This is a genomic window from Parahaliea mediterranea, from assembly GCF_017255185.1.
Taxonomy (GTDB): domain Bacteria; phylum Pseudomonadota; class Gammaproteobacteria; order Pseudomonadales; family Halieaceae; genus JAFKCZ01.
In genome coordinates this window covers 129603-141814 of record NZ_JAFKCZ010000009.1, presented here as the reverse complement: position 1 = coordinate 141814, position 12212 = coordinate 129603, and the positions used below count along the sequence as shown (strand labels likewise).

Below are 12212 nucleotides of genomic sequence, written 5' to 3'. Positions count from 1 at the left end.
GGGACATGTCACAAGGCCGTGACCCGGCTCGTCATAGGGGGGACCCACAATGAATAGCGTACACCCTGCGCGATCAGTGACGCGATTTACCAAGGCTTCTAGCCGTGAACGGAGACCCGTAATGAAAGAAAGACTCGATCCTCACACCGCCAGTCCGAAAGCAATCAAGGCCATGCTCAAACTGGAAGACTACACCCACCATTGCGGCCTGGAACACGCCCTGGTCGAGCTGGTGAAAATTCGCGCCTCGCAAATCAACGGCTGCGCCTACTGCCTGGACATGCACACTCGGGACGCGCGTTCCGCCGGGGAGAGCGAGCAGCGCCTGTATGTGCTCAGTGCCTGGACGGAGTCGCCCCTGTATTCGGAGCGCGAGCGCGCTGCGCTGGCCTGGACCGAGGCGCTGACCCGTATTGCCGACTCGGGTGTACCCGATGCGGTGTACAATCAGGCGCGGGAGCACTTTAGCGAGGAAGAACTGGTGAACCTGAGCCTGCTGGTGGGCGGCATCAACATCTGGAATCGCCTCGCGGTGGCCTTTCATCGCCAGCATCCGATGGAACCCGCCGGGCTGGGGGCCGTGGGGTAAAGTCATGACGCAGTGGTTGAGCGACTTTGAAGCCCACCGTTCCTATCTGACCAACCTGGCCTATCGCATGTTGGGGTCGGTGGCCGAGGCCGAGGATGTGGTTCAGGATGCCTGGCTGCGCCTGCAGGGTGGAGACGGGCAGGGCATCGACAATCCCCGGGGTTACCTCGTTACCGTGGTGAGCCGCCTGGCCCTGGATCGACTGAAGTCGGCGCGTCATCAACGCGAGGTCTATATCGGGCCCTGGTTGCCGGAGCCGGTGCTGGAGGCGCCGGGGCCCGGCGACGCCGACATGCTGGCCCGGGATGTATCCTACGCACTGATGCTGGCTCTGGAGCGCCTGTCTCCCCTCGAGCGGGCGGCCTTCCTGCTGCACGATGTGTTCGACATGAGCTTTGCCGAGGTCGCGGCCAGCCTGGGGCGCAGTGAAGCCGGCTGCCGGCAGTTGGCTAGCCGGGCCCGGCGGCACGTGCATGCGGCGCGGCCGCGCTTTTCGGTGCCCGAGGAGGATGCTGAACGGCTGGCGGATGCGTTCTTTACGGCTTCCAGGCAGGGCGACACGGCGGTGCTGAGCCACCTGCTGGCCGAGGGCGCTAACCTGCACACCGACGGCGGCGGCAAACGCCCCGCGGCCCTGCGCGTCATAGTCGGCGCCGACAAAGTCTGCCGGTTCTACGCCGGCCTGCTACGCAAACGCGGCTCGCTGGCCGCCCGCTGGCAACAGCGTAGCAGGATCAACGGTATGCCGGGTGTACTGTCAGTGGAGCAGGACGGCCTGCCACAGGCCACGGCCCTGGGCATTGACGGCGGCCGCATCACTGATATCTACGTCATGCGCAATCCGGCCAAACTGCGGCACCTGCACGACCGGATTCCCGATTGGGCAATGATTCGCCCTCACTAGGGCGGGGTTGTCCGTCCCCGTTCAACGCCGCCACGACCTGATCGTTGCCGCGCCTTGACCTCAACATGGCTTGAGGTATTAGTCTGCTCGCCAAACTTTTACGCGCTCCCGTCAGTGGAGCGCCCGCCATCAAGGAAAGCCCGCAAATGAACATCCATCGATGGTTCACGACACTCGCGTTCTGCCTGTTGCTTGTCACTGTGCTGAGCGGCTTCAAATACAGCCAGATCCAGGCCGCCATTGCCCTGGGAGAGGCATATCCGGAGCCCTCGGAATCGGTCCGCGCCATTACACTCCGGGAGCGGCCCTCCGAGCATTTCACCAACACCATCGGCGAGGTCGTGGCGCCGGAGCAACTGGTGCTGCGCAACGAACTCGCCGGCCGTATCACCGCGCTCAACATGATGGCCGGTCAGGAGGTTCGCAAGGGGCAGGTCCTGGTGCAGCAGGATGTGGCCGAACACCGGGCCCAGCTCGCGGCGGCGGAAGCCGGGGCCCGGCTGGCCGGGATGCAGCTGGAGCGACTGCAGCGACTGCTCGAGAACAACACCGCCAGCCAGGACAAGGTCGATCAGGCCCGCGCGGAACACGAAATTGCCCGCGCCAGGATCGATGAATTACAGGCCATTATCGACAGGAAGACCCTGCGCGCGCCCTTCGACGCCCGTGTGGGCCTGCACGACCTGGAACCCGGGGAGTATCTGGCCGCCAACAGCCCGCTGGTGGAGCTGGTGGGCATCCGCGACAGGCTGTGGGTGGATTTCAACCTGCCATTGGCGCAAGGGCGCGTGGCTATGGGCGATACGGTGAGCGTGGCGCTGCCGCCCCCCGCCGGGGAGCGGTTGCAGGCCCGGGTTATCGCCAGAAGCCCGGCCCTGTCCGCCCGCTCACGCAATCTCGGTTACCGCGCCGAGATCGACGCCCATCCCGCGCTCGCCCCCAACGCGGTGGTCAACGTGCGGGTATCGCTGGGCACCGCACCGGTGATCCGGGTGCCGGTATCGGCGGTACTGCGCGACCAGGTTGGCAGTTATGTATTCCGCCTGGATCCGGACGGGGACGGTGACGGTTACCGGGCCCGGCGGCAATCGGTAACACTGGGCCGGGAAAGCCACCGGCGGGTGGATATCATAGAAGGGCTGAAACCGGGAATGCTGATCGCCACCGACGGCGCCTTCAAGCTGCACCAGGACATGCTGGCCTTTGTCCGGCAGCGGACGGAACCCGCGGGGCGCTACGCCGACCTGACGGGGGAGGGCGACAACAATGAATGACCCCGCAACCCCCAAGGCCGGCCCTGCCGACATCTTTGTCACCCGCCCGGTGCTGGCGATGGTGATTTCACTGGTGCTGGTGATGGCCGGGATCAAGGCCGCGACCACGATACCGGTGCTGGAATACCCGCAGATCGAGAGTTCTTCCCTGATCATCAGCACCGCCTATGTGGGCGCCTCGGCCCGGACCGTGCAGGGATTTATTACCGACCCGATCGAACGGGTGGCATCCACGGTGCCCGGCGTGGACTATATCGACTCAAACTCGGTGGCGGGCATGAGCACAGTCACCGTGTGGCTCAAGCTCAACGAAAGCAGTACCAGCGCCCTGGCGGAACTGAATTCGCGGCTCGGCCAGATCCGTTTCGAGCTGCCCGAGCGCGCGGAAGACCCCTCGGTTACGGTGCAGCGGGCGGATCGCTCCGGGGCGTTGTTTTACCTCGATGTGGTGACCGAGAGCTTCTCGCGGGCCGAAGTCACCGATTACCTGCGCCGCTACGTCACGCCGGAAATGGCTGCGATCGAGGGAGTGCAGCGCGTCGGTATCGAAGGGGGGCGCAACCCCGCCATGCGCCTGTGGATCGATCCGGACCGGATGGCCGCCTTTAATATTAGCGCCGGGGACCTGCGGGCCGCGTTGTTGGGCAACAACGTCATCGCCACCATCGGCAAGAGCGAAAATGCGTTGCAGCGTATCAACCTGCTCACCAATACCAACATGCGCACCGAAGACGATTTCCGCAACCTGGTATTGCGCGAAGGGGACGACGGCTCCCAAGTCACCCTCAAGGATATTGCGCGCGTCGGCATGGGCGAGGAGGAGGGCGAACTGATCGCCCGCCACAGCCAGAGCCCCGCGGTCTACCTCTCGGTATGGCCACTGCCCGGCGCCAACGAAATCGCGGTGGGCGATGCGCTCTACAAGCTGCTGGAAGAACTCAACGACAACTTGCCGGAGGGCATGGAAATTCGCGCGTCCTATGACGCCACCCGCTATATGCGTGATGCCATCCGCGAGATATTCACCACCCTGGCCGAGACCGTCGTACTGGTGGGCTTGGTGGTATTGGCCCTGATGGGCGCGGTGCGCACGGCGCTGGTGCCCCTGGTAACCATTCCCATCTCACTTCTCGGAGCGGTCGCGGCAATCACCGCCATGGGCTTTTCCCTGAACCTGCTCACCATCCTGGCCATTGTACTGGCGGTGGGGCTGGTGGTGGACGACGCCATTGTGGTGGTGGAGAACGTGGCCCGCCATATGCGCGAAGGCAAAAGTCGCATCCAGGCCGCCCTGGCCAGCTCGCGGCAACTGTTTTCCCCGATCCTCGGCATGACCATCACCCTGGCGGCGGTGTATGCGCCCATTGGTTTCCTGTCGGGCCTGACCGGAGTGTTGTTCAAGGAATTCGCCTTTACCCTGTCGGTGGCGGTGCTGATATCCGGTGTGGTGGCGCTGACGCTGTCGCCGATCATGAGCGCCTACGCCAATGCCGAAGGGGGCAGGGAAGGGCGGATGACCGCCTGGGTCAACCGCCGTTTCGACCGCCTGCACCACAGCTATGGACGCCTGCTGCAGAAGGTGTTGCGCTGGCGCTGGCAGGTGCTGTTCGCCGGGGCCTTTGTCGCCTTGCTCACAGTTCCTTTTTACCTGTTCTCGCAAAAGGAGCTGGCCCCCATCGAGGACCAGAGCGCCATCAACATCATCATCGACGCGCCGTCCACTGCCTCCCTGGCCTATACCGAAAGCTATATGCGCGATGCCATCGATATCTTGTTGCAGACGCCCGGTATTCGCTACATCTGGCAAGTAGTGAACTCCAGCGGCGGTTTCGGCGGACTGATTTTCGAGGACGTGGACGAACGCGAGCAAAGCGTACATGAGCTGTTGCCCCAGGTCTACCAGGCTGCGTCACAGGTCACCGGCCTGCGGGTCTTTCCCATGCTGTTTCCCGCGCTGCCCTCGGCGGGGCAGTTCGACGTGGAACTGGTGGTGCAGTCCTCCGATGACCCACTGGATATGAAAGAATACGCCGATCAACTGGTGGCCGCCGGTTACGCCAGCGGGCGCTTCATGTTTGTCGACACCGACCTCAAGACCGACATGCCCGAGGTGCGTTTCATCCTGGACCGCCAACGCATCGCCGACCTGGGCATGGACCTGGCCGCGGTCAGCGAGCAATTGGGGCTGCTGTTGTCGGGCAATTACGTCAACCGTTTCAACCTGAACGGCAAGGCCTACCGGGTCATTCCCATGGTGGAGGGCAGCAACCGGGCCGACCCCGAATCCCTGCTGAACCTGCTGCTACGCACTCCCGACGGCGACCTGGTGCCGGTGTCGGCGGTGGCCTCTCTCGACTACGCCGTGGCGCCCCGTGCCCTGGGCCGCTTCCAGCAGAAGAACGCCTTTCGCATCATGGGGGGCGTACTACCGGGCACCACCAAGGAGCAGGGGCTGGCAGTGCTGGAAAAAGCGGCAGCGGATATCCTGCCGCCGGGCTACAGCATCGACCACGCCGGTGAATCGCGCCAGATTCGCAAGGAGGGCAGCACCCTGGTGGGCGTGCTCGGCATCGCGCTGCTGTTTGTCTACTTTGTGCTGGCCGTTCAATTTAACAGCTTTCGCGATCCGCTGGTGGTTCTGCTCGGTTCGGTGCCCCTGGCCCTGGCCGGGGCGCTGCTGATTCCCTTTCTCGGCCTGACCACCATCAACATCTATTCGCAGATTGGTTTCATTACCCTGGTGGGGCTGGTGGCCAAGAACGGCATCCTGATCGTTGAGTTCGCCAACCACTTGCAGGTGGCCGGCCACGGCAAATTGCGGGCGATCCGCGAGGCCGCGGAGACGCGGCTGCGGCCGGTGCTGATGACCACCGCGGCCACGGTGCTCGGTCACTTCCCGCTGATGCTGGTCACCGGCGCCGGCGCCGAGGCCCGTAACAGCATCGGCATCGTACTGGTGGTGGGCATGCTGATCGGCACGCTGTTCACGCTATTCGTATTACCGTGCCTGTATCTGGCGCTGGCCGAACGCCACGGTGCAGCGGAGCGCATGACAGAACGCGTCAGCGTCGACAAACCGCCAATCGGTAGCGGCTCAATCAACGGCCACCAATCACACGGGACTGTTCAGAGGAACTGAAATGACGCCAGGCTGTGAAACTGACATGCGTTGACAGCGTCTAGGGCTGTCCCATACTTTTAAAACTCTCGCGGATGCCTCGGAACTTACATGCGGCGTTTACTCACCGGGAAATGGCCCGAGCTGTGGACGCCGGCCACAGGAGCTGTGACATGATTCAGGGCTTTCATCACGTCGCCATATCGACACCCGACCTCGAGCGTGCCCGCGACTTTTACTGCGGCCTGCTGGGCTTTGAGCAGGTTATGACCATGGGCTATGAGCGCAGCGGCACGCCCAGGCCCCACCTGCAGGCCGATGATGGCGCGGCCCGGGGAGTCGTGATCCGGGCGGGTTTCGTGCACCTGGAGATCGTTGAATACTCCTACCCGGTGCCCAACCCGATTGACCCGCGGCGGCAGGTAGTGGACCACGGCCTGGCGCATTTGAGCTTTCAGGTTACCCACCTGGAGAGTGAATATGCCCGCCTGTGCGAGGCCGGCATGGTCTTTCATTCCGAACCCATGCAGGGTATCGACGAGGGCTCCCTGTTTGTCTACGGCCGGGATCCGGACGGTAATGTGCTCGAGTTTATCGAATTCGGCCCTGTGGCGACCTTCCCCGCCGTGTATTCACAGGCGGCACCTGATTGAGATAAGCGGTTGCGATCCAGATTTCGGAGTAGGGCCCCTGCCTGGCGGGGGCAACGCTATCAGGAAATGGGGCAGTGGGATTGCCCGCCAGCGAATCGGCTGGCGGGCAACAGGCTACTTACGCCTCGGAGGCAGCGGCTTTGGGTTTCGCGGCCCGAGCGGCCTTCTTTTTGGCCGGAGCTTTTTTGGCTGAACCAGCGCTTTTCTTGACCGGTGTGGCGGTTTTGCTCGGTGCTTTCTTTGCGGTGGACGCGGCGGTGCCGGCAGCCTTTTCAGCCGGGGCGGCTTCGGTCTTGGCGGCCGCGGCCTTTTTCGCTACTTTGCGCTTGCCGGCGGCCGGCTTCTTTTTCGCGGCTTTCTGCATTTCGCGCTGAACGCCGGCAATGGCTTTTTCGGTTGCCTTGTGTTCACGCTGCAGCTGTCGCAAAGCGGCGATAGCGGCGTTGATATCGCGCTTTCCGTCATTCACGGTTTTGAGATCCGCCTTGAGTACGGCGAGATCTTCACGGAACTTGGCTACCTTCGCCTTGTTGGCATCGGTCGCGCGGCTCTTTGCCGCCGCACGGGCCTTTGCCAGACGGGCAGAAAGCGCGGTAACTTTTTTGCGCAGCGCGGCAGCTTTGCGCTGCTGTGCCGCGAGATCCTTGTTCCCGCTATTGATATCGGAATCCAGGGCTTTGGTCACCTTGGATCGGAGTGCGGCGATATCATTCAGAAGTTGCGTGGCGATTGAGCTCATGGATGGTCCTTATGGTCCAGTTAATAAAAGGCGCGATTATGCCGTTTGCAAGCACAAGCTTCTACCGTTTTTGACGGAAATTCTCAAACAATCATTGATTTAATGAAGTTTTTCCGTCCATATTTGGTTTTGAATTGGATTTATGTGTTTGCTGGCGCGCGAACAGGGCAATCAACGATGGATAGAGTACCCGATTGTTTATCGGTTCCCATCGTACCGTTTCAGTGTATGAGGCTAGCTTCTCAGCATAAGGTAAATAGGCCGAAGCCCTACATCTGATCATCCGCACCGACAAGCGTTGCGGATATGCAAATGTCGAAATCACAGTGGATGAGTGGGTCGCCTCTGAACTGGTCGATGCTCGTTTCAGAGTGGAATTTCATCGGCCGTATCCAGGGTTCGCTGGAAGAAGGCGGACTCGCAAGGCAAGCAGCTGCCCCAGAAAAGGATTCGCTAGGGCAGCGGAGTCACCAATAGTACACGTGCGGTTTATGGTTCTTGAGCGGCAAAATCACCTCATCCCCGTCAATTGATCTCCGTTCGAGCAACCGGCACAAACGCGTCTCCTCCCTCCGCTGGGGGCGAGTCATCAACGCTTTCACCCACCAACCGGGCGTCTTGTCATAGCGAACTCCCCACTTGTGGCGATGAGTATATTTGCGGCGAATGCGGCCGTTGTGGTCGCGATCTTTCGCTGTGTTTTTGACGGACATTGTCATCTCCCAGGTGTGAATACCTAGAAGATGTCCTGCCCCCGGTAGAAGGTGCCCATGATCGACCTCTGATTTCTGAAGCGTCGAATTTTGCCCGACAGACCAGATTAAGCCCAAAAGAGCGTGGACTACAAGCCTGTTTACTTTCGCTGAAGTGAGGGGGACTCTAAATCCAAGAAGTATGATCTGTAGGTGAATATATGCAATCGACCATCTGGTTTCCTATACTCACGTGAGTATCGTCTTCTCTGGGACATGGGATACTTCTTTCAAATGGTGGTTATCCACTCTCAATTGTATATCCGTCATGTTGGGATAGAACCAAATTTATTCCCGTGAAGTGGTTAGTCGCTCTGTCTACATTGGAAAATAATTTAGAAGAACCGACTATTCAGTGTCCGAACTTATCCAACAATAATCGTTTTCCTTGATATCAAACACCTGAGAAACATTACCAATGTATTAATATCCCTGATTATCAGTAAGGACGGTACCGGTCACTATGACATATCTTGAAGCACACGACATGGTCATTTTCCCGTCTGGCGTTGGATCAGCAACAGAAATTTATTCTGGAGGAAACTTTTAACGTGAGACTAGCTCGTTATTATCTAAGCACTACCCTTCTTTTTACAATGGCGCTGTCCCCATGCGCAAAGTCAGAAGCGGTGTATTCAGAAATGGCTCTGCCCTTGGCGATCAACAATGAGTATTATCCTAGTGGAATAAAAATACTCGCAAAGGTCGAGTCGATTGATTTGCCAGTGCTTCAGTATCTAGACTCTAGTTCTAATGATGAAGATAGCTTGTTAAAGTCACTACTGAGCATCAAGTCAGCTAAAGATAAAAACAGGTATGAAAGTATTTTGTCGGCTAAAAGTTTAGGTACCAGAAATGCCGATGAATACTTCTCTCAATCCCTAAAACTAAATGCAGACCCATCTTTTATCGGCGATGCAATTCTTCTTTATAAAATCTATTTGGGAGAGGACATTGCATTCGTCCTGAAGACCAGATTCTGGGGTGCTGACCGGACTATTTATTATCCCTTTATTAAGGAAGGCTCTGACTATAGCTTTGAACCGCTTGGAATAAGCAGCTCAATTCACGTAGTGGCTAGTTTTATTGTAAAACTCGAAGAAACTGAACTCTCGAATTTTGACTTTATAAGAAGCCCTAAAATCCCATTCTCAGATACTAGGGTACTAATAGATGGCACTAACCAGGTGAGAATATCTCCACCCAATCCCATATACGTAGATGATCAAGTATTTGCCAATTCGTCTAGAGAAAATGGGGGATTGTCGCAATCGGTCACTCCAGTATACGAGAAAATTGAGCTCTTGTTTGACGGTATACGAGCCGATTTAGAGGAATTGGAGTTTGGACAGGCATTTAAAGCTATGGAAAGCCGTGCAATTGCTCGCTTTCGAATACAGGCTGCCTCTACTCCAAATGAAAAAGCCGAACTTGCGGATTACATCAGCTCTATGGCGCTTTCTAATCAAATTCTAGCGGTCGTTGATGCAGAACCGTTTTTTGTCATATATGGAACAAATTTACCCTCAACAAACATAGGCACGCTTCTGAAGGAAATTCGTAAAAAAGGCCGAGTTTCAACCTCGAAATTGCGCGTTCATATTGTGCGACGAGATCGTTCAGATGAAGGAAAGTTGAGTCTGGTGAGTGTCATGTACATCAACCCAGCACGAAATTTCCTGCTGGATCCGATGATTACGAATACATATCTTTCGCAATGAGAGACGCAAGGTATTTTGCGTCTATATAGTAGAACAGATAGAAGACAGGCACCCAAAAAAATCTATGGAAACGGTGATTCTTATAAAAACCCGGGCTTGACTGTAACTATTGCCACACACAGACCCTTCTGGCAAAAGTACTCGTTTAGTACAGGGAGTGCGGCACGCGTTGTCGAAAAGAGGTATGGCTGGGCAGGGCGCGGGGCATTCAGGTCGCCTGGGTGACTTTCTATTCTGTCTATCCGCTGTGGTTACTAAATCGTCGCCGATAAATTTGCTCAAAACGACCTGAATTGATTAGCCATTCCTCTGGTCCAAAGTTTAGTCGTTCCAGTAAAGGCGGAAGATCGCTATTTATATAACCCCGCTTCCAGCGCCGGAACTGTCGCCCCGTCCAGTCCACAAGCTGCGCATAGGCCGGAAAGTCAAAGGGGATGCCGGGCTCTAGTGATGCTGTGCGGTCTGCTGAGAAGTGGAGTAGAGGTTTGAAAGGGAAGTCTTTGATTGTGGCAGTGTAGGCCTCACGAATAGCCACACGCAATTTTCGGTTGATTCGGTTATCTAGCCTTTGCTGAATGCTACTGTAGTCCGATTCTTCTGGTGTCCTAGCAATCCCGGCGCGCACGGGATTAAGATCCACATAGGCCATGCAACTGATCAGGGATTTTTCCGTCTTCAGGGCCTGAGACTTGAAGCGGGCTTCCCAAAAGTGCCCGGTGCATTCGTCCTCTTTATTGGCCTGTCGGGCAATGGGTTCGTTGAGGCATTTCATGAACCAGCTGAGGTCTTCCAGTCTGGCCCGCCAAACGCCGACGATATCACCAACGGTCTGGCGTTGCGCGGGGCTGAGGTCTTCACCGTCCAGGAAGCGGTGGGCCAGAATCGGGCCCTGAAACAGGTGCAACCAGCGGGCGACGACATCGCGATCACTCCAGCTGCGGCTGTTGCCGAGGCGCACAACGAGGTGGTAGTGATTGCTCATGATGGCGTAGGCACAGATATCAATGGCGAAGAGAGAGGCAAGCAGATGCAAACGTTCAACTACCCATTGCCGGCGGTGCTCGTAAGATATGCCCAAGTCGTCGTCGAACCCACAGAGAAAAGCGCGGCGAACACAGCGAGAGATACAGTGGTAGTAGGGCGTCTCTGCTTTGCAGACCTGGGCCTTGCGAGGTCTGGGCATAGTTAACCTGTCGTCGACTTGATAGGTAGTCAGATTGGTCCTTGAGAGGGCGGATTGCAATTCACAGGACGGATTAGATTAAAAGTTCAGTAAAATATTCAGTGCCTGTCTTGTTCCACCTGTCTTGTTCCATTCTTAGCGCGGTTACACAGATTTATTTACACCCTCAAAAATGAATCAGCTATTCTTCTGCAAATTCTCCTTTATATAACACTACGCTTGCACGATCGTAGTTACGTGAGTAGATATGCAATCGACCATCCGATTTATTATCTACTATTAGTTCATCTCCCCATGGATCACGCATTAGCAAATCAAGGTCGCTAACATTCGGTCCGCATCCAGTGATTGTTTCTGCAATCAGCGACTTATTGCTCTCTTCGGTTCTATCAAAAGTGTAGCTGCCCTTTGTTCTGTAGACTTCATTGTAAATATAGGCAAGGCCTTTCACTTGACATGCGGCTATAATTCGCCTCTGTGAAACCAGCTCGCCATGACCGACCTGTAGTACGATACCTAGCATAAGCAAAATCGTAGCAATTGCGATTGATGCTGCAATTACAATTATTCTATTGATTCTAGTCATTCTGCAGCCATGGAGCATCATCTATGCTCGGTAGAGGGAATCCCTTTGGATCCCCCTGGGGAAAGCTCACAAGTAATAAGTCAGTATTTACGTGCTTTCGTAAAAAAAACTTCAATGTGCTCATCTTCTAGCAACAGGTATATCTTACCCGTATACACTTCTCCACTTTGATAGTGCTTAATTACATCCCGTACAGCTTTCTCTGTAACGCCATCAGAAGAAAAAGTAATTGAAGAATTAGGGCCGCACGAATCCAAATAGGCATTTATCGCAGGATCTACTAAGTTAGCCTGAGTAGAATTGTACCTAATGACGGCAACGCCATTCGTATCAAATTCTGGATGGGACTTTCGCTCAGGTAAAAATACATCTGTTTCAAAAGGTCCACCATACTCTTGAAAACGGGATAGCATTTTGCTAAATGAATCGCTACAGTGGGCAAAATATGGGACATTAACACGCTCATCTAGCGACTTGTTATCAATATCACACCCTTGAATAAGTAGTAACAGAGCTATAAAACTGATTCGCCGATTAATCATATTCATCCACCACCCAAGTACTTCGGCCGGAACCCCTTGAGTATCAGTTCGAACTCCATTTGTAGTACCTCGTAGCTCCCATATTTGCGCAAGCATACGGATCATCAATGTTAACCCAACCTTTTAGTTCTCTCATCGCTCCTGAATCGTC

Annotated in this window: 11 protein-coding genes; 6 read left to right on the top strand and 5 right to left on the bottom strand. The window is 56.2% G+C overall.

Translation table 11 applies throughout. The features are described from left to right. Positions 1 to 121 precede the first annotated feature (121 nt). The 5 genes from JYP50_RS13675 (at position 122) to JYP50_RS13655 (ending at position 6538) form a co-directional block, all read left to right on the top strand. Positions 122 to 589, top strand: a complete 468-nt coding sequence (locus tag JYP50_RS13675) for a carboxymuconolactone decarboxylase family protein (RefSeq protein WP_206561105.1) — start codon at positions 122 to 124, stop codon at positions 587 to 589. Between the two features lie 4 nt (positions 590 to 593). Further along, positions 594 to 1493: a sigma-70 family RNA polymerase sigma factor gene (locus tag JYP50_RS13670; RefSeq protein WP_206561104.1), complete on the top strand. Its 900-nt coding sequence runs from the start codon at positions 594 to 596 to the stop codon at positions 1491 to 1493. Between the two features lie 146 nt (positions 1494 to 1639). After that, positions 1640 to 2767 (top strand): efflux RND transporter periplasmic adaptor subunit, encoded by a 1128-nt coding sequence (locus JYP50_RS13665; protein WP_206561103.1) that lies wholly within the window; start codon positions 1640 to 1642, stop codon positions 2765 to 2767. Further along, positions 2760 to 5906, top strand: a complete 3147-nt coding sequence (locus JYP50_RS13660; protein WP_206561102.1) for an efflux RND transporter permease subunit — start codon at positions 2760 to 2762, stop codon at positions 5904 to 5906. Before JYP50_RS13665 ends, JYP50_RS13660 begins: the two co-directional genes overlap by 8 nt. A 152-nt stretch (positions 5907 to 6058) precedes the next feature. Then, positions 6059 to 6538, top strand: coding sequence for a VOC family protein (locus JYP50_RS13655; RefSeq protein ID WP_206561101.1), 480 nt, complete (start codon positions 6059 to 6061; stop codon positions 6536 to 6538). A gap of 118 nt (positions 6539 to 6656) precedes the next feature. Here the strand turns inward: JYP50_RS13655 and JYP50_RS13650 are convergent, their stop codons facing one another. Both JYP50_RS13650 and JYP50_RS13645 read right to left on the bottom strand, forming a co-directional pair. Continuing rightward, complete coding sequence (locus tag JYP50_RS13650; RefSeq protein ID WP_206561100.1) at positions 6657 to 7277, bottom strand: hypothetical protein; 621 nt, start codon at positions 7275 to 7277, stop codon at positions 6657 to 6659. A 467-nt stretch (positions 7278 to 7744) separates the two neighbouring features. Beyond that, positions 7745 to 7990 (bottom strand): hypothetical protein, encoded by a 246-nt coding sequence (locus JYP50_RS13645; RefSeq protein ID WP_206561099.1) that lies wholly within the window; start codon positions 7988 to 7990, stop codon positions 7745 to 7747. Between the two features lie 512 nt (positions 7991 to 8502). Here JYP50_RS13645 and JYP50_RS13640 point away from each other — a divergent pair. Beyond that, the gene (locus tag JYP50_RS13640) at positions 8503 to 9750 is read left to right on the top strand and encodes a hypothetical protein (protein WP_206561098.1); all 1248 of its coding nucleotides are present in this window, start codon (positions 8503 to 8505) and stop codon (positions 9748 to 9750) included. A gap of 238 nt (positions 9751 to 9988) precedes the next feature. Here JYP50_RS13640 and JYP50_RS13635 read toward each other — a convergent pair whose 3' ends face one another. The 3 genes from JYP50_RS13635 to JYP50_RS13625 form a co-directional block, all read right to left on the bottom strand. Next, positions 9989 to 10783: a transposase gene (locus JYP50_RS13635; protein WP_241263136.1), complete on the bottom strand. Its 795-nt coding sequence runs from the start codon at positions 10781 to 10783 to the stop codon at positions 9989 to 9991. 331 nt (positions 10784 to 11114) lie between these two features. After that, positions 11115 to 11519 (bottom strand): hypothetical protein, encoded by a 405-nt coding sequence (locus JYP50_RS13630; protein WP_206561096.1) that lies wholly within the window; start codon positions 11517 to 11519, stop codon positions 11115 to 11117. 80 nt (positions 11520 to 11599) lie between these two features. Beyond that, positions 11600 to 12166, bottom strand: a complete 567-nt coding sequence (locus JYP50_RS13625) for a hypothetical protein (protein WP_206561095.1) — start codon at positions 12164 to 12166, stop codon at positions 11600 to 11602. Positions 12167 to 12212: the final 46 nt, after the last annotated feature.

Coding starts and splice junctions, on each gene's coding strand:
- JYP50_RS13650 (WP_206561100.1), bottom strand. CDS start 7,277: ATGAGCTCAATCGCCACGCAACTTCTGAATGATATCGCCGCACTCCGA.
- JYP50_RS13655 (WP_206561101.1), top strand. CDS start 6,059: ATGATTCAGGGCTTTCATCACGTCGCCATATCGACACCCGACCTCGAG.
- JYP50_RS13670 (WP_206561104.1), top strand. CDS start 594: ATGACGCAGTGGTTGAGCGACTTTGAAGCCCACCGTTCCTATCTGACC.
- JYP50_RS13660 (WP_206561102.1), top strand. CDS start 2,760: ATGAATGACCCCGCAACCCCCAAGGCCGGCCCTGCCGACATCTTTGTC.
- JYP50_RS13625 (WP_206561095.1), bottom strand. CDS start 12,166: ATGATCCGTATGCTTGCGCAAATATGGGAGCTACGAGGTACTACAAAT.
- JYP50_RS13645 (WP_206561099.1), bottom strand. CDS start 7,990: ATGTCCGTCAAAAACACAGCGAAAGATCGCGACCACAACGGCCGCATT.
- JYP50_RS13675 (WP_206561105.1), top strand. CDS start 122: ATGAAAGAAAGACTCGATCCTCACACCGCCAGTCCGAAAGCAATCAAG.
- JYP50_RS13630 (WP_206561096.1), bottom strand. CDS start 11,519: ATGACTAGAATCAATAGAATAATTGTAATTGCAGCATCAATCGCAATT.
- JYP50_RS13665 (WP_206561103.1), top strand. CDS start 1,640: ATGAACATCCATCGATGGTTCACGACACTCGCGTTCTGCCTGTTGCTT.